The sequence below is a fragment of the Pseudomaricurvus sp. genome (genome assembly GCF_965662505.1).
In the GTDB taxonomy this organism is placed as follows: Bacteria; Pseudomonadota; Gammaproteobacteria; order Pseudomonadales; family Cellvibrionaceae; genus Pseudomaricurvus.
This window is the reverse complement of sequence record NZ_CBFIHX010000003.1, coordinates 1-15,699: the sequence shown is the minus strand read 5'-3', so window position 1 is coordinate 15,699 and position 15,699 is coordinate 1. Positions and strand designations below refer to the sequence as shown.

The 15,699-nt window shown below is 55.2% G+C and carries 18 protein-coding genes; 14 read left to right on the top strand and 4 right to left on the bottom strand.

Features of this window, described 5'->3' with window-relative positions; genetic code table 11:
* Positions 1-171: 171 nt before the first annotated feature.
* The 5 genes from pdxA to ppa all read left to right on the top strand — a co-directional run bounded on the left by pdxA (position 172) and on the right by ppa (position 4,093).
* The gene (pdxA, locus tag ACTG33_RS00725; RefSeq protein WP_439133246.1) at positions 172-1,158 is read left to right on the top strand and encodes a 4-hydroxythreonine-4-phosphate dehydrogenase PdxA; all 987 of its coding nucleotides are present in this window, start codon (positions 172-174) and stop codon (positions 1,156-1,158) included.
* A 31-nt stretch (positions 1,159-1,189) separates the two neighbouring features.
* The gene (gene rsmA, locus ACTG33_RS00720; protein ID WP_439133245.1) at positions 1,190-2,026 is read left to right on the top strand and encodes a 16S rRNA (adenine(1518)-N(6)/adenine(1519)-N(6))-dimethyltransferase RsmA; all 837 of its coding nucleotides are present in this window, start codon (positions 1,190-1,192) and stop codon (positions 2,024-2,026) included.
* A gap of 206 nt (positions 2,027-2,232) precedes the next feature.
* Complete coding sequence (apaG, locus tag ACTG33_RS00715; RefSeq protein WP_439133244.1) at positions 2,233-2,613, top strand: Co2+/Mg2+ efflux protein ApaG; 381 nt, start codon at positions 2,233-2,235, stop codon at positions 2,611-2,613.
* A 15-nt stretch (positions 2,614-2,628) separates the two neighbouring features.
* Positions 2,629-3,435 (top strand): symmetrical bis(5'-nucleosyl)-tetraphosphatase, encoded by an 807-nt coding sequence (locus ACTG33_RS00710; protein WP_439133243.1) that lies wholly within the window; start codon positions 2,629-2,631, stop codon positions 3,433-3,435.
* 127 nt (positions 3,436-3,562) lie between these two features.
* The gene (gene ppa / locus ACTG33_RS00705) at positions 3,563-4,093 is read left to right on the top strand and encodes an inorganic diphosphatase (RefSeq protein WP_439133242.1); all 531 of its coding nucleotides are present in this window, start codon (positions 3,563-3,565) and stop codon (positions 4,091-4,093) included.
* Positions 4,094-4,237: 144 nt separating this feature from the next.
* Here the strand turns inward: ppa and ACTG33_RS00700 are convergent, their stop codons facing one another.
* Positions 4,238-5,104: a hypothetical protein gene (locus ACTG33_RS00700; protein ID WP_439133241.1), complete on the bottom strand. Its 867-nt coding sequence runs from the start codon at positions 5,102-5,104 to the stop codon at positions 4,238-4,240.
* A gap of 227 nt (positions 5,105-5,331) precedes the next feature.
* On the opposite strand from ACTG33_RS00700, the gene ACTG33_RS00695 reads away from it, so the two are divergent.
* Both ACTG33_RS00695 and ACTG33_RS00690 read left to right on the top strand, forming a co-directional pair.
* Positions 5,332-5,601 carry a hypothetical protein gene (locus ACTG33_RS00695; protein ID WP_439133240.1) on the top strand — a complete coding sequence of 90 codons (270 nt, stop codon included), beginning with the start codon at positions 5,332-5,334 and terminating at the stop codon, positions 5,599-5,601.
* A gap of 74 nt (positions 5,602-5,675) precedes the next feature.
* Entirely contained in the window at positions 5,676-5,906 is a 231-nt protein-coding gene (locus ACTG33_RS00690) for a hypothetical protein (protein ID WP_439133239.1), read from the top strand.
* Between the two features lie 53 nt (positions 5,907-5,959).
* Here the strand turns inward: ACTG33_RS00690 and cysE are convergent, their stop codons facing one another.
* Together cysE and ACTG33_RS00680 are read right to left on the bottom strand one after the other, a co-directional pair.
* Positions 5,960-6,778 carry a serine O-acetyltransferase gene (gene cysE, locus ACTG33_RS00685; protein WP_439133238.1) on the bottom strand — a complete coding sequence of 273 codons (819 nt, stop codon included), beginning with the start codon at positions 6,776-6,778 and terminating at the stop codon, positions 5,960-5,962.
* A 51-nt stretch (positions 6,779-6,829) separates the two neighbouring features.
* Entirely contained in the window at positions 6,830-7,558 is a 729-nt protein-coding gene (locus ACTG33_RS00680; protein ID WP_439133237.1) for a M15 family metallopeptidase, read from the bottom strand.
* Between the two features lie 134 nt (positions 7,559-7,692).
* On the opposite strand from ACTG33_RS00680, the gene ACTG33_RS00675 reads away from it, so the two are divergent.
* From ACTG33_RS00675 to ACTG33_RS00665, 3 genes are all read left to right on the top strand, one after another.
* Positions 7,693-7,980, top strand: a complete 288-nt coding sequence (locus ACTG33_RS00675; RefSeq protein ID WP_439133236.1) for a TfoX/Sxy family protein — start codon at positions 7,693-7,695, stop codon at positions 7,978-7,980.
* 431 nt (positions 7,981-8,411) lie between these two features.
* Positions 8,412-9,302: a protease HtpX gene (gene htpX, locus ACTG33_RS00670; RefSeq protein ID WP_439133235.1), complete on the top strand. Its 891-nt coding sequence runs from the start codon at positions 8,412-8,414 to the stop codon at positions 9,300-9,302.
* Positions 9,303-9,304: 2 nt separating this feature from the next.
* A complete protein-coding gene (locus ACTG33_RS00665) occupies positions 9,305-9,622 on the top strand; it encodes a Rieske (2Fe-2S) protein (protein ID WP_439133234.1) in 318 nt (105 codons plus the stop codon).
* A 14-nt stretch (positions 9,623-9,636) separates the two neighbouring features.
* Here ACTG33_RS00665 and sfsA read toward each other — a convergent pair whose 3' ends face one another.
* A complete protein-coding gene (sfsA, locus tag ACTG33_RS00660) occupies positions 9,637-10,347 on the bottom strand; it encodes a DNA/RNA nuclease SfsA (protein ID WP_439133233.1) in 711 nt (236 codons plus the stop codon).
* A gap of 398 nt (positions 10,348-10,745) precedes the next feature.
* On the opposite strand from sfsA, the gene dksA reads away from it, so the two are divergent.
* The 4 genes from dksA (at position 10,746) to ACTG33_RS00640 (ending at position 15,582) form a co-directional block, all read left to right on the top strand.
* Positions 10,746-11,189 (top strand): RNA polymerase-binding protein DksA, encoded by a 444-nt coding sequence (gene dksA, locus ACTG33_RS00655; RefSeq protein ID WP_439133232.1) that lies wholly within the window; start codon positions 10,746-10,748, stop codon positions 11,187-11,189.
* A gap of 75 nt (positions 11,190-11,264) precedes the next feature.
* Positions 11,265-12,245, top strand: coding sequence for a tRNA glutamyl-Q(34) synthetase GluQRS (gene gluQRS / locus ACTG33_RS00650; RefSeq protein ID WP_439133231.1), 981 nt, complete (start codon positions 11,265-11,267; stop codon positions 12,243-12,245).
* Positions 12,246-12,455: 210 nt separating this feature from the next.
* Positions 12,456-12,632 (top strand): hypothetical protein, encoded by a 177-nt coding sequence (locus tag ACTG33_RS00645; protein WP_439133230.1) that lies wholly within the window; start codon positions 12,456-12,458, stop codon positions 12,630-12,632.
* On the top strand, positions 12,622-15,582 hold the full coding sequence (locus ACTG33_RS00640; RefSeq protein WP_439133229.1) for an ATP-binding protein: 2,961 nt from the start codon (positions 12,622-12,624) through the stop codon (positions 15,580-15,582). Before ACTG33_RS00645 ends, ACTG33_RS00640 begins: the two co-directional genes overlap by 11 nt.
* Positions 15,583-15,699: the final 117 nt, after the last annotated feature.

Genomic DNA, 15,699 nt, shown 5'->3' with positions numbered 1-15,699 from the left:
AAAACAGCTAATCGGTTCAAAACCACTGGTCGGTTAAAAACCACTGATCGGCTGAAGACAGCTGACCAGAAGCCTGGCGTGTAGCCTCCTCACACGCCAGGCTTTGATTATTAGACTGCCACTTTTCACCGGCGGGAAATCCACTCTCGCCACACACCTTCAGGCTCGACTATGACATTGCGCCTAGCCCTCACCCCCGGAGAACCTGCCGGTATCGGCCCTGACCTCACCATCGCGCTGGCCCAACAGGGCTCAGACGACGAAGTGGTGGTAATCGCCGATCCGCAGTTGCTGCATGACCGCGCCGCACAGCTGGGTTTACCGCTGACACTGCGTCCATTTGATGCCGACAAAAAGCCTGAACCACTGGCCAAGGGTGAACTCTGCGTCAGGCCACTGGCACTGGCCGAGCCCTGTCAGGCCGGACAGCTCAACACCGCTAACGCACCCTACGTACTCGACAGCCTTCGAATCGCCATTGACGGCTGCCAGGACGGGACGTTCGACGCCTACATAACCGCCCCCGTGCACAAAGGCGTCATCAATGACGCCGGCATTGCGTTCAGTGGCCACACCGAGTTTCTGGCGGAGCGCACCCACACCGACAAGGTCGTGATGATGCTGGCCACCGAAGGCCTCAGAGTCGCTCTGGCCACCACGCACCTGCCCTTGAAAGATGTGCCGGCCGCCATCACGCCGGAGGGTCTGTCTCGGGTGATTCGGATTCTGCATCACGATCTGCAGCACCACTTTGGTATTCCTCAGCCTAAAATTCTGGTGTGCGGCCTCAATCCTCACGCTGGGGAAGGCGGCCACATGGGACGAGAAGAGATAGACGTTATAGAACCGACACTGGAACAACTGCGCCAGCAGGGCATGCAGCTGATCGGCCCTCTGCCCGCCGACACCCTGTTCACTCCCAAGGTACTGGATAATGCCGACGCAGTGCTGGCCATGTACCACGATCAGGGCTTGCCGGTGTTAAAATTCAAAGGCTTTGGACAGGCGGTGAACATCACCCTGGGACTCCCAATCATTCGCACCTCCGTGGATCACGGCACTGCACTGGATATCGCCGGACAGGGGAAAGCCGATCTGGGCAGCCTGCTCACCGCGCTGGAATACGCCCGCGCCATGGCCATCGCGTCACAACGCTGATGCAACACCTTACTGAGTACAGATAACACCGATGAGCAAATCAAAACCCGGAACGGAACATCGCGCCCGCAAGCGCTTCGGCCAGAACTTTCTCGAATACGACAACATCATTCGTCGTATCGTTAAGTCCATCAGCCCCAAGGCTGAAGACAATCTGGTGGAGATCGGCCCCGGTAAAGGCGCCATCACCGAGCAGCTGCTCGCGGCCTGCCCGACCCTGAACGTGGTGGAGCTCGATCGCGATCTGATCCCGATTTTGCTGTCGCAATTTATTGCCCGCTACCCGGATTTCCGCATCCATCAAACCGATGCCCTGAAATTCGACTTTGGCACTCTGTTGCAAGACACCCGCGGCGACAGTCAGGGCCCTCTGCGCATTGTCGGCAACCTGCCCTACAACATCTCCACCCCGCTGATTTTTCATCTGCTGACCTACCAGGCAGACGTAAAAGACATGCACTTTATGCTGCAGAAAGAAGTGGTGGATCGCATGGCGGCTCAACCCGGCCAGAAAGCCTACGGCCGACTTGGGGTGATGGTGCAATACTTCTGCAAAGTGGAAAACCTGTTCGATGTGCCACCGGAATGCTTTAACCCGCGTCCCAAAGTGGACTCAGCCATCGTGCGTCTGACACCACACACACAACTGCCGCATCCGGCCAAAGACGTTAAGCTGCTGTCCCGGCTGGTGAACACCGCGTTTCAGCAGCGCCGCAAAACCCTGCGCAACTCTCTCAAACAGCTGCTGACCGTGGACGCCATTGAATCGCTCAACATCGACACCAGCGTGCGGCCGGAAAATATCACACTGCCAGAGTATGTTGCCCTAAGCGACAAGCTGGCCGAGATATTAGATACCGGCGAATAATTACGACATAATTCGCCGTACAGACGACATAAAGATTTAGCAGATAAGAACTAAAACACCCGTTGTTACAGTTCTGACACTTCAACACTCTGTTCGACATCTTATTCGGCACCACGTTTTTGATACGGCACCACGTTCAATCAAACGGTTAAGCACACCTGCAATGACGTTGCGATTGAAACAACTCCATGAATTGAAGTAGTACTATGACGGAAGAACGCGACAGTATTCGGATCACAATACAAACACGGTATTTACCCGAACAATCACAACCCAGCCAGAAAAAATTTGTCTTTGCCTACACCATTACCATCCTCAATGAAGGCGACGAAACGGCTCAACTGATCAGCCGCCGCTGGAAAATTACTGACGCCAACAGCGAGATCCAGGAAGTAGCCGGCATTGGCGTCGTGGGCGAACAACCGATACTGGCACCGGGCGAGGAGTATACTTACACCAGCGGTTCGGTTCTGGAAACAGAAACCGGCACCATGGAGGGCTCTTACCAGATGCGCAATGACAGTGGCGATCTCTTTGATGTTGCCATCCCTGCATTCGCCCTGGTTCCGCCTCACCGCCTGCACTGAGCACTGGAATTAACTATGGCAACCTACGCTGTTGGAGACCTGCAAGGCTGTCTGGAGCCACTGCAGTGCCTGATGAAGAAGGTTCAGTTCAACCCGGACAAGGATACCTTGTGGCTGGTGGGCGACCTGATCAACCGCGGCCCTCAGTCTCTGGAAACCCTGCAGTATCTCTACGACATGCGGGACAACGTGGTGGCTGTGCTGGGCAACCACGATCTGCACCTGCTGGCCGTGGCCTACGGCCACCGCCTGCCCTCAGACAGCGATACTCTGGATGACATCCTGATCACCAAACACAGCGAAACCCTGTTCGACTGGCTGCGCCAGTGTCCGCTGGTGCATCACGACAGCAAGCTCGGTTTTACCATGGTTCACGCCGGCATCCCGCCACAGTGGAGCCTGCGCAAAGCGCTGAAACGCGCCAAAGAGGTTGAAACAGTCCTGCAAAGCGATCAATTCGACCTCTTTCTGTCAAAGATGTACGGCAACCAGCCAGCCATCTGGAGCCGCTACCTGACAGGGCCGGATCGCCTGCGGGTCATCACCAACTACTTTACCCGGATGCGCTTTTGCGACAGCAAGGGACGCCTGGAGCTGCAAGCCAAAAGCGGCCTCAACAATGCCCCCAAAGGCTATGCGCCCTGGTTTACTCACCCCAAGCGCAAGACCCTCAAGGATAAAATCATTTTTGGCCACTGGGCCGCACTGGAAGGCTACACCGGTGTCGACAATGTCTACGCACTGGACTCCGGCTGCGTCTGGGGCGGGCATATGACCATGTTCTGCCTGGAAGATGAGCAGTATTTTTACTGCGATTGCTAGACACAACTCACCCGCTTTTCGCCCAAACTGCACCACAGAACAACAGGCTTCACCCGCCACTCAATTGAGCTGCCGCCGGATTGTGGTAGAATCTCGGCCAAATTTACTCACCAGTGGAATCCAGATCATGAGCTACGATCAAGTCTCAGCCGGTAAAGACCTGCCAAACGACATCAACGTTATTATTGAAATCCCCCTCAACGGCGACCCCATCAAGTACGAAGTGGACAAGGATTCCGGTGAAATCTTTGTAGACCGCATGCTGGGTACCGCCATGCACTACCCTGCCAACTACGGCTATGTGCCTCACACCCTGTGCGGTGATGGCGATCCAGTTGATGTGATGGTGGTCATGCCTCTGGCCGTTGTGCCTGGCGCCGTTATCCGCTGTCGCCCGGTTGGCGTTCTGAAAATGACTGACGACGGTGGTGAAGACGCAAAAATCATCGCAGTACCACACGAAAAAGTGACGCCACTGTACAAAGACGTGCAAGACATCTCTGATCTGCCAGAGCTGACCCTGAACCAGATCTCTCACTTCTTCCAGCACTACAAAGACCTGGAACCGGGCAAGTGGGTGAAAATCGAAGGTTGGGGCAATGCTGAAGAAGCTCGCAAAGAGATTACTGACTCAGTCGCCAACTATCAAAAGGGCTAATTGCCAGAAAGATCACCGGCGAAAATAAAAAATGCCGCTTTTAAAGCGGCATTTTTTTGTTCTGAACTTTTAACTTAAGCTTTTGTCCTGAACCGGGTCTTCAAAAGCTGTCCTGGACCAGGTCTTCAACAGCAGTCCCTGCAATCAATCCGTCTTGATCGACAGGCCGCTGGTGTCCGGCGGCGGTGGCGGCTCTGCACCTTTCAGCTGTCCCAGATCGCTGCCCACCGGTGACAAATCAACCTCCGGCACATCCACTTCCACCAGAGGCAAGCTCTGCCTTTCATCGTCATTGAGCAAATCGTCACCCAATTCGCTCAATCCATAATCTTCCACCCGTACATCGACCGGCTCAACCACAAAGCGCTCGCTGTCGTCGACCAAATCCCCTTCCTGTGGACGCAGGGTAATCTGACTGATATCCACCACGACATCGGGCAACGCCTCTTTTTCAACCCCTTCGAGCAATTCGGCCCCCACTGGAGCCAGGCTGAATCCGGAGGTATCTTTCTGGGCAGTACCTTTACTCTCTCCAGCTTCAGTTTCAGTTTCTCGCTGAGTACTGTCAGACTCCGGCGCAGTCGCGGCTTGTTTTTCCCGCTCAGCTTCCTGTTTTTCCCGCTCGGCTTCCTGAGCCGCCAACCGTTGAGCCATAGTCATCGGTTGTTCAGCAGAAACAGCCCGAGGTGCCTCCGGCGCAATTTCTCCCTGGACGACTTTTTTCTGAGGGACTGCCTTTTTCTTAGCGGTTTTGTTCTGACCAACCTTACCCGCTTCCGCCAGCTGTACGTCGGCGCCCGCGCTCTTCAATACCGCCTGATACTTTTCCGCCGTCGCGCGGTCCAGATTTTTCTTTAACGGTACTGCCCCGCCCACAAACAGGGCATCGATCTTGGCCAGATCCGCTTTGAACAGCTTGGCCATTTTTGCTTTCACCTCTGGCAGCTGGTGTCCCGGAGCAATATCACCGCGAAAAATCACATCAAAAAGAGGCTGATCAGTCTGAGTCATAGGTTTTAAGAGTTTCGGCCTAAGAAGGTTGGTTTTATTTGGTACTTTTGCAGTATGGCGCAATTATCATTGCAGCACACACATTCGGATCATAGCACCGCCTGTCGGCAATATCCTACACACAAATCAGCGATTGACTACTGGCGCAAAGGAAATAACTCACTCATAATATAGGGGTATAGGATACACATACCACTGCACATAACTCTCACGGAATGAATCAAGTTATGAGAAGCTCAAACTGCACCACCCTGGTCATTGGCGACCAGCGCGTCAAGATCACCGCCATTTCACAAAAGATCGCACAGGACATCAGCTTTTTAGAAGCTCGAATTGCCGACCTTATGGCACACGCCACGCCCAACACCGTTATTCTGAAGACCTACGAAGAGATGCTCGACAGCCGCCTCTCCGTACTTGGCTGGCTCTCCAGCTATCAGGACACGATCTCCAGCTATCAGGACACGAGAAGCCACACCGCAAGCCAAGCCCATTGATAGAGTACCCTTATTAACGTGCCTTCAGGACAATAGTTAACGCGCCTGAAGGACAAGCGAGGACAGGAAGTCTTATGAAAAAGAGTAGAATTCACCAACGCAGCCTGGGGCTCTCGGATCAGGAAGCCACCAGCCTGCACATGGTCAATCAGCTTCGCACCGAAATCCAGTCACTGGACAAGCGCATCGCGCAATTGCAACAGGAAACCCAGCCGGATCTGGATATGGTGAAACATCTGGGTGGCATCATGCAAAATCGACAGTCTGTCCTGAACTGGATGCAACTGCGAAACGCCCAACTGTAAATTCAGTCGGGCATCAGGTCTGGGAAGCTGACGAGAGACTGAACGACGTCAGATCAGTCTCCCAGCTGATGATCCATATTCAGCGCCGGCTCCTGGCACTGAGGCCTACCGACAATCTTTGCAGGCACACCGGCCACCGTGGTATGAGGCGGCACAGATTCCAGCACCACACTGCCAGCGCCGATTTTTGCACCTTCACCAATAGTGATGCCTCCCAGGATTTTAGCCCCGGCACTGATCAGCACACCGCGTCCGATTTTCGGGTGACGATCGCCGCCCTGGCAACCAGAACCGCCCAGTGTAACGGCATGCAACATCGAAACGTCGTCACCAATCACCGCCGTCTCGCCAACAACCACACCGGTGGCGTGATCAATCATAATCCCCTGCCCAATCGTCGCACCGGGATGAATATCCACCCCAAACGCCTGAGAGATCTGATTCTGTAAATACAGCGCCAGGGACTTGCGGTTGTTCTGCCACAACCAGTGGCTGACACGCTGAGCCTGCAGCGCGTGATAGCCTTTGAAATAGAGGAAGGGCATAGTGAACTTGTCACAGGCTGCGTCGCGATCCTTGTATGCCTTGATGTCGGCACGCATCGCCTGACCAATGGCCGGATCGGATTTCAACGCTTCTTCGAACACTTCACGAACCGTCATCGCCTGAACAGCGGAACTGTCGAGTTTGTTGGCCATGTGAAAGCTGATGGCCGCCTCAAAGCTGTCATGCTTCAGGATCGAAGAGTGATAATAACTGGCCAGCATCGGCTCATGACGGCTTGAAGCCTCGGCTTCGGCGCGAATCGCCTGCCAGATAAAGTCTTCCGCCTCGCTGGCCGCATGATTTGCCACGAATACATCCTGAGCCATTACTGCACTCTCCTCTCACGAGTAAATAGCTAATAGCTTAACACACTGCTATCAGGCAGGCTCCAGCCGGACGAAACGACGGAAGATAAGATCAGCATGCTGCGCGATTTCTTCCGACAGCGGCCAGGCTTCGCTGTCCATCAGCCGCTGAAAAAACGCAAAATCACATTGCTGCCAATAGCGTTCCGCTACCGGACGATAACTGATATGCCAAGGCTCCGGAGCCACGCCCCCCGTATCCTGCGCATAGGGGTGAAAAAATCCTTCCGCCTCATCGTTGGCGATCAACCCATCCAGCCACTGGCGAAAATCGGCAAACGGACCTCCGGGTTCGTACTCTTGCGGCACCAGCTGCAAACGGTAATCGGTCGGCACGGCAGCCGCGTCGTAAACATCCAGATCCGATCCCCAATGGTGACGGGACGTTCCGGGCAATGCTGACCAGCGCAGGATAGACCACAACAGCTCCTCATCACTGAGATCAGCCGTATCCAGCAACCGGTTATCCACGCTGTACACCGGACGCTTGCCCGCAGCCTTTTCCTGCCAGATCCGCTGCTGACGATCAAAATTGCGAAAACTGCTGGCAATGGCCAATTCAAAACCGGCCTCACTTGCCTTGTTTCGCAGGCGCTCCAGCGGTTCAAAGGCATCTTTGTGGATCAGCAATTCCGCAGCGCCACTGCTCGCCCGACTGCGACAGGACACCAGGTGAGCTTCCGTCTGCCCGGTCATTTCAGCAAATAACCTGTCGTCCACGCAGGCTGACTTGTTTCTCATAGACTTCTCTCAACTCGTTCACAGAGGCCGGCCGGATTTGCCATCAAGAAGGAAGCATGTATTATAACGGTACGACCTTTGAGTCGAAGAGTGAATAAATACAATAAATACTCAACCTTTGGGGACTCGCCGTTGTGACCGAACGTCATAGTGATTTGCTCCAGCTGAAGAATCTCGGAGCCGCCTCCGTTAATATCCTGCACGCCATTGGCGTCAATTCTTACGCTGACCTGAACAACATGGGGCCTGTTGAGGCCTACATTCGCATAAAAAACCGGGGAATACACGTTTCGAAAGTGATGCTCTACGCACTTCAGGGCGCGTTACTGGACGTCCACTGGAATGATTTGGATCCCGGAGTAAAACAACGTCTGCTGGAAGACGCCGCCACCCAGGAAGAAAACCACTCACAGTTATCCTGAATTCCGCCTATCCCGCCTCAACTGCGCACCAGGGGCGGACGTCACTGCCACGGGTATAGCCAAGCCGCTATACCCACGTTGACCTCGGGTTTTAGCCAAATTACCGCCAAAATCGACTGACCGAAGATTTGTGCGCCACTATTTTCACAAATGATAATCATTATTGTTGACGAGATAAATGAGAGAGATTATTATTCTCACATCGCTTCTTCGGAGGCGGTTGGGTTTAGGTCTCATGACCTTCTCTCCTAAACAGGCTAATCACGGTTGTTAGGCCACCCTTTGGGTGGCCTTTTTTTTGGCTGCTCGACAGGTATTGAGCCTGAGTTTTCACTTCTTTACCTCGCGGCCGCCTGAGCTCCATTGAATTTTCCCGTCACCGCACAGATCTTAGAAAGCGTTACTTCCCCTATCTTATCGGAGCATCATCTGTGTTGCGGATTGGTTTATTTTTACTGACGAACCTGGCGGTTATCTTTGTTGCCAGTATCACCCTCAACCTGCTCGGTGTCGGTTCCTACCTGGACAGCAGCGGCAGCGGTCTCGACCTCACAAATCTGTTGGTATTTTGTGCCGTATTTGGCTTCAGCGGCTCACTGATTTCGCTATTTCTGTCCAAATTCATGGCCAAAAGAGGGACCCGCACCCAAATCATCGAGCGTCCACAAACGCCTGAAGAAATCTGGCTGATGAAAACCGTGGCCGAATTATCCGAGAAAGCGGGCATCAAAATGCCGGAAGTGGGTATTTTTCCCGCCCGGGAATCCAATGCCTTTGCCACCGGCTGGAGCCGCAACAAGGCCTTGGTGGCGGTCAGCGCTGGATTGATGCAACGCTTTAACCGCGACGAAGTCCGTGCAGTACTGGCCCACGAAATCGGCCACGTTGCCAATGGCGACATGGTGACCCTGTCTCTGATCCAAGGGGTCATCAATACCTTCGTAATGTTCTTCGCCCGCATTATCGGCCACACCGTCGATCGCGCGGTTTTCAAAAACGAAGGGGGACACGGCATCGGGTTCTATATCGTGACGTTCGTCTCTGAAATGATTCTGGCGGTACTGGCGTCCATTATTGTGATGAAATTTTCCCGCTACCGGGAATTCCGCGCAGACGAGGCAGGTGCCAGTCTGGCCGGTCGCGAGCCCATGATTAACGCCCTGCGCCGCCTGCAAATGGAGGTGGAAGCTCAGCTGCCCAGCTCCATGCCGGACAGTATTTACGCCTTCGGTATCAGCGGCGGCTTTAAACAGCGCATGTCGAAACTGTTTTCCAGCCACCCGCCTCTGTCTGAGCGCATTGCCGCACTGCAAGCAGGTTAAGAATGATTGCTCTCTGCGCTCTGGACGAGCTGACCAACTATTACAGCAAGGGCTTCATCCTCGGCGAAGCGTCGATCTTCGTGGTGCGACAGCATCAAGAGGTCTACGCCTACCGCAACCGCTGCCCTCACCTGGGCATCCAGCTGGAGTGGCAGGCGGACCGGTTTCTCGACATCGAGGGAGAATTGATCCAGTGCTCAACCCACGGGGCGCTGTTTACTATTCAGGAGGGGTTCTGCGTCTCCGGCCCCTGCAGCGGTCAGTCCCTCGAAGCTGTTGAAGTGGAGATTCGCGACGGTCAGGTCTGGGTCGACATCTGAACGGGCCAGATAGACTAGATAATCACCGGTAAAGCGCGTCGCAAGACAATCTCTTCGGCGCTCAGATCCGCCTGATAGGCGTAGACCTCAACCCCTTTTGCAGCCACCTCTTTCAGAGTCTTGGCGTAAACCGGATCAATCTCGGCCGCCGGCGACACGGTTTCGATACCGCTGTGCTGGACGCAGAATAGCAACACCGCCCGATGCCCCTGTTCCACCATCAGTGCCAACTCCCGCAGATGCTTGGTGCCACGGGTGCTGACAGAGTCCGGGAACAGTCCCTGACCGCCCTCTTCCCACAGCGTGACGTTTTTCACTTCCACGTAACAATCCGGCTCACCGTCTTTACCGGACAGAAAAAGATCAATCCGACTGCGCTCGTCACCATAGCGAACTTCGGTTTTCAGCTGAGGATAGCCCTGCAATTCCGCAATGACTCCGGTTTCAATCGCCTCCTTCACCAAGCCGTTGGCGCGCCCGGTATTCACACCAGCCAGGTGCCCCGCCGGTGTAGTGGCGATCTCCCAGGTATTGGGGTATTTGCGCTTCTTGTTATCAGAAGTGGAAAACCAACAGGGGCTACCCTCCGCCAGACAGGCCTTCATGGATCCCGTGTTGGGACAATGGATGGTGATTTCCTTCCCATCCGGCAGGCGCACATCCGCCAAAAACCGCTTATAGCGCTTCAGCAGGACCCCCTGCTCCAGTTTTGGCTGACACTGCATTCTATTTCTCCTCGTTCGGACTCTTGAAAGCTGGCAATTTGTGGCGGATTTTGAATTCTAAGTCTGAGATTTTAAACTCTAAGCCTGACTGAGCGCCCCGGCCCAACGCCCCCCTTTGCCAGCTCCACAGTGTATGAATCGGGAGCGAAACTGCAATTAGGTTGAAACAAATGACAGGAACACCGCCATGTCATTAAAATCAAGTTGACAGGATCACTTGGGAGTAGCAGTATCCGCGCCCGATCAAGTCAGTATCCCATAAGGTCTCCAAGCGCTAAAAACCGCTGGCGAGCTTTGTGGATATCTGCTAGCTTGCTCGGTCTGGCTGGAATGGCCATCGGATCTGGGTTCAATACCCAAGTAAAAATAATTGGACGTTACCACGAGGCGCACAAACGATGCCTAAGAGCTCTAAAACCACCGAAAGCATTACTCTGAGAGGGTTTACCCCCTATAAAGAGAAAAAAGGTGAGGAGTACATGAATGAGGCCCAGAAGACTCACTTCCGGGGCTTATTGCAAACATGGAAAACCGAGTTAATGGAAGAAGTCGACCGCACCGTGTCTCACATGAAAGACGAAGCGGCGAACTTTCCCGACCCAGCAGATCGCGCCAGCCAGGAAGAGGAGTTCAGCCTGGAACTGAGAACCCGCGACCGCGAGCGCAAGCTGATCAAGAAGATCGACAGCACCATGCAGCTGATTGACGATGACGAGTACGGCTACTGCGATACCTGCGGTGTCGAAATCGGCATCCGTCGCCTGGAAGCCCGCCCCACGGCAACCCAGTGCATCGACTGCAAAACCTTGGATGAAATCAAGGAAAGGCAAGTCGGCGGCTAATCCCGCGGAATAAAAAGGCGCTTATGGCGCCTTTTTTGTGTCTGCGATTTGTGCCTAACCTTACGCTGTCACCCCATGACTTCAGACTCCTTGCCCCCCCACACACCGTCTTCCAGCAACGATTACCTAGACCTGGGTGATACTGGCCATGGCTACATTGGCCGTTTTGCCCCGTCGCCCACCGGCGAACTGCATCGCGGCTCTCTGCTGACTGCAGTGGCTTCGTATCTGGATGCCCGCCAACAACAGGGACAGTGGCTGGTGCGCATGGAAGATCTCGACCCGCCCCGCGAACAACCGGGCGCCGCCGACAGCATTCTGCGCAGTCTCGAAGCTCACCAGTTGTACTGGGACGGCGAGGTGATGCTTCAAAGCCAGCGTCTTGAGGCTTACCAGCAGGCACTGGAACAGCTGGAACAACAAGGTCTGACCTATCCCTGTAACTGCACCCGTCAGCGCCTCAAATCCCTGCCACAGACTCCGGCCTACGATGGCCACTGCCGTCGACACCCTCCCCATAAACCGCCTTACGCCATCCGTGTCGAGGTTCCCGATGGCCAAGCTGGTCTAATGAGTTTTGAAGACGGCTTTCAGGGATGGCAGGAAGAACAGTTGTCAGACAGCGTGGGTGACTTCGTGATCCTGCGCAAAGACGGGCTGTTTGCCTACCAACTGGCCGTGGTCGTGGACGACATCGCCCAGGGCATCACCCATATCCTGCGCGGCAGCGATCTGCTGGACTCCAGCGGTCGCCAGTTGTATTTGTTTAAGCAGCTGGGCCAGACACCTCCGCAAATGGCTCACCTGCCCGTGATCGTCAACAGCGACGGACAGAAACTCAGTAAACAAACCTTTGCCGAACCGCTGGACTCCCGACACGCGCCAGACAACCTGTTTCTCGCGTTACAGCAGTTGGGACAGAACCCTCCGGCAGAACTGCGGGGCGATTGCGCCGAGTTGCTTGAATGGAGCATCCCGCGCTGGGATCGCAATCAGGTACCCAAAGGCATGGCGATTCAGCAGGAGGCCTCAAACCCTCAACAACCGCTTTCCTGATGATCTTTGATGACCTGAACCTTATCTTTCATTGCCTGCGTCAGGCAGCCTTGCCATAATTGCCCTGCCTGAGGCCGCCCAAAGACACCCGCGAAATAAGATACAGAAAATAACATACGGCACTAATGCGCCAACAGGGCTCGGCACGCACATTCAAGATCCGCACGGCCATCGCGGTTTCAGTCCTCAATACGGTGACGACTTTCACTTATGCACAATCAACGACTGCTGGTTCTTTTTCTCCTGATTGCGTACATCTTCTCGCCGACGTTGTTCACCTGGATGATTAACCCCGAAGGCGCATGGTATCGACCCTACATTATCTGGGCCATGGTCATCCTGACGGCGTATATTGTCCACAAGCGAAAGCACACCAATGACGTTTAATATCTTCGAAATTGCCCTGATCAGTATTGCCTATCTGGTGGTGCTGTTTGGGATCGCCTTCAGTGCCGACAAGGGCCTGATTCCGCAAAAGCTGGTTCGCCACCCCATTATCTACATCCTCGCACTGGGGATTTTTGCCAGTGCCTGGGCCTACTACGGCGTGATCGATCTGGCGTTCCAGTTTGGTTACGGCGCGCTGGCGTACTATTTGGGAACCGGCGCCCTGTTTCTGTTTGCCCCCGTCGCAATTGCGCCTCTGGTCCAACTGGCGCGGCGCTTTCAGATTGGCAGTCTGGCCGACCTGTTGGTGTTCCGCTACCACAATCAGGCCGTTGGGGTGATGACCACTGCCTGTATGCTGTTGGCTTCACTGCCACTGCTGGCGTTACAAATTCAGGCCATCGCCGACACCCTGCAAATTCTGACCTTCAGCAGCTCCGAGCCTCTGCCGGCTGTGTTCAGCAACTGGAGCTTCCGCGAGGTGATGGCGCTGGCGTATTGCATCGTGCTGGTGATCTTTACCATCTTGTTTGGCTCCAGCCGTGAAAATCATCCCGGGTTGATCGTCGCCATGGCCTTTGAAACGCTGATCAAAGTTGTGGCCCTGTTTGCCGTTGGCCTGTTTGCCGTCTACGGGGTCTTTGGCGGTATTGAAGGGCTGGATCAATGGCTGTTCGACTATCCGGAAAACCTGGAACTGCTGCACTCCCCGATCAAGGACGGCTCCTCCCACACCCTGCTGCTGGTGTTCCTGGCCACCGCCGTGGCCATGCCTCACATTTTCCATATGAGTGTGGTGGAGAGCCCGCTGCACCAGATTACCTCGACGCTGAGCTGGGCATTCCCGCTGTTTCTGCTGTTGATGGCGCTGCCGATTTTCCCCATCCTGTGGGCGGGCTTTGAGCTGGGCGTGCCGCTACCGGCGCAGTACTTCACCATTGGTATTCCCATGGCGGCGGAATCGGCGTCACTGACCATTCTGGCGTTTTTAGGGGGGCTCTCGGCGGCGACCGGCGCCATGATCTCTCTGGGCCTGGCGTTGAGCACGATGCTGCTCAACCAGTGGATTCTGCCCGCCAGCCGTCTGGAGCGGGGAGACAAGCTCTACCGCCAGCTGCTGTGGTTGCGACGCATCATCATTTTTACGGTGTTTGCTCTGGGCTACGCCTTTTACCAGATCCTCGACAACGAGCTGAGTCTGACGCATCTGGCGCTGATGGCGTTTATCGAGACCCTGCAGTTTCTGCCCGGTATCTTTGCCGTGGCCTACTGGCCTACCGCCAACAGCCGCGGCTTTCTCACCGGTTTAAGTCTCGGCAGTCTGGTGTGGCTGGTGGCGCTGTTTATCCCGGCGCTGACGGACATCAGCCAACTGCCAATCCCGGGCACTGAATACATACTGCCGGTGGGTATCGAGCACTGGAGCAACATCACACTGATCTCACTGGGACTGAACGTCGTCGCCTTTGTGTTCCTGTCGGTGTTCACCAAAACCAGTGTCGAAGAGCACTACAGTGCCGAGCTCTGCGCGGAAGACGAACTCAGTCATCCATTACGGATGATTCTGGACGTGCACAGCGCCGGCGAGTTCACCGAGCGACTCTCTTCCAGCCTGGGCAAAACCACCGCCCGCAAAGAGGTCAACAAAGCCCTGGAAGAACTTAACATCAGCGGTCACGATCGCCGCCCTTACGCTCTGCGCCGACTGCGCAACAGGCTGGAGGCCAACTTGTCCGGGCTCATGGGGACGGCCATGGCCACCGACATTCTCAATCGCCACATTCCGTACCACCTGCCGGAAGCCAAAGGCACCGCCGACATCAACCTGATAGAAAACCGCCTCACTCAATACCGCAGTCACCTGACCGGTCTGGCGGCCGAACTGAATAACCTGCGGCTGTATCACCGCAACACGCTGGAAGAGCTGCCCATGGCGGTCTGCTCGCTCGGGCAGGACATGGAAATCCTGATGTGGAACCACGCCATGCAGCAACTCACCGGCATCTCGGCGGAGTCGGTGGCAGGCTCTCATCTGGAAGACCTGAAAATGCCCTGGCGGCAAGTACTGAAAAGCTTCTCCGAAAGCCCCATTCCCCACCTGCACAAACAGCAGCTGAATCTGGACGACGGTCCTCACTGGATCAGCCTGCACAAGGCTAACATTGCCGGCCCCGTCGCCAACATTGCCGATGGCCAGGTGATCCTGCTGGAAGACATGACCGAAACCCAACTGTTGGAACAAGAGCTGGTACACAGCGAACGGCTGGCCTCGGTGGGCCGACTGGCGGCGGGCGTCGCCCACGAGATCGGCAACCCGATCACAGGCATTGCCTGCCTCGCCCAAAACCTGAAATACGAGACCGACGACCCCGATGCCGCCCAGGAAACCGCCGAGCAGATACTCAGCCAGACCAACCGGGTCAGCCGCATCGTGCAATCTCTGGTGAGTTTTTCCCACACCGGGCAACAGGAAAAGGCCGAGTTCATGGACATCAGCCTGCGCGATTGCGCCGAAGAGGCCACTCAGCTGCTGTCGCTGCAAAAAGAAAAAACACAGGTGCAGTTTACCAATCTGTTACCAGACAATCTGACTCTGCGAGCCGATTCCCAGCGTTTGATTCAGGTGTTTATCAACCTGCTGTCCAACGCCCGTGACGCCAGCCCGCAGGACAGCGAAATCCGCATCGAAGGGGAGTTGCAGGGCGACTCTGTCCTCTTTACCGTGACGGACGAAGGCAGCGGTATTCCGCCGGAACATCAGGCGCGGGTCCTTGAGCCGTTCTTTACCAGCAAAGATCCCGGCGAAGGTACCGGCCTTGGCCTGGCCATGGTCTACAGTATTGTCGAAGAGCACGAAGGCCAGCTGGAACTGGTCAGTCCCGTGCCGGGGCAAACCAATGGCACACAAATTCGCATAAAATTACCACGACAACTTGAAACTGAAGGCTAGTAAGGTAACACTAGTCAGTCTGTGGTCATTCTAGTAACAAATTGGGTAACAATGCGCCTATGAGTAACATCCTGGTTGTTGAAGATGAAGTCATTATCCGTACCGCCCTGCGGAAGC

What these genes read in the sequence shown, in the direction of transcription:
- pdxA (WP_439133246.1), top strand. Translation starts at nt 172, where the DNA reads ATGACATTGCGCCTAGCCCTCACCCCCGGAGAACCTGCCGGTATCGGC.
- rsmA (WP_439133245.1), top strand. Translation starts at nt 1,190, where the DNA reads ATGAGCAAATCAAAACCCGGAACGGAACATCGCGCCCGCAAGCGCTTC.
- apaG (WP_439133244.1), top strand. Translation starts at nt 2,233, where the DNA reads ATGACGGAAGAACGCGACAGTATTCGGATCACAATACAAACACGGTAT.
- ACTG33_RS00710 (WP_439133243.1), top strand. Translation starts at nt 2,629, where the DNA reads ATGGCAACCTACGCTGTTGGAGACCTGCAAGGCTGTCTGGAGCCACTG.
- ppa (WP_439133242.1), top strand. Translation starts at nt 3,563, where the DNA reads ATGAGCTACGATCAAGTCTCAGCCGGTAAAGACCTGCCAAACGACATC.
- ACTG33_RS00700 (WP_439133241.1), bottom strand. Translation starts at nt 5,104, where the DNA reads ATGACTCAGACTGATCAGCCTCTTTTTGATGTGATTTTTCGCGGTGAT.
- ACTG33_RS00695 (WP_439133240.1), top strand. Translation starts at nt 5,332, where the DNA reads ATGAGAAGCTCAAACTGCACCACCCTGGTCATTGGCGACCAGCGCGTC.
- ACTG33_RS00690 (WP_439133239.1), top strand. Translation starts at nt 5,676, where the DNA reads ATGAAAAAGAGTAGAATTCACCAACGCAGCCTGGGGCTCTCGGATCAG.
- cysE (WP_439133238.1), bottom strand. Translation starts at nt 6,778, where the DNA reads ATGGCTCAGGATGTATTCGTGGCAAATCATGCGGCCAGCGAGGCGGAA.
- ACTG33_RS00680 (WP_439133237.1), bottom strand. Translation starts at nt 7,558, where the DNA reads ATGAGAAACAAGTCAGCCTGCGTGGACGACAGGTTATTTGCTGAAATG.
- ACTG33_RS00665 (WP_439133234.1), top strand. Translation starts at nt 9,305, where the DNA reads ATGATTGCTCTCTGCGCTCTGGACGAGCTGACCAACTATTACAGCAAG.
- sfsA (WP_439133233.1), bottom strand. Translation starts at nt 10,347, where the DNA reads ATGCAGTGTCAGCCAAAACTGGAGCAGGGGGTCCTGCTGAAGCGCTAT.
- dksA (WP_439133232.1), top strand. Translation starts at nt 10,746, where the DNA reads ATGCCTAAGAGCTCTAAAACCACCGAAAGCATTACTCTGAGAGGGTTT.
- gluQRS (WP_439133231.1), top strand. Translation starts at nt 11,265, where the DNA reads ATGACTTCAGACTCCTTGCCCCCCCACACACCGTCTTCCAGCAACGAT.
- ACTG33_RS00645 (WP_439133230.1), top strand. Translation starts at nt 12,456, where the DNA reads ATGCACAATCAACGACTGCTGGTTCTTTTTCTCCTGATTGCGTACATC.
- ACTG33_RS00640 (WP_439133229.1), top strand. Translation starts at nt 12,622, where the DNA reads ATGACGTTTAATATCTTCGAAATTGCCCTGATCAGTATTGCCTATCTG.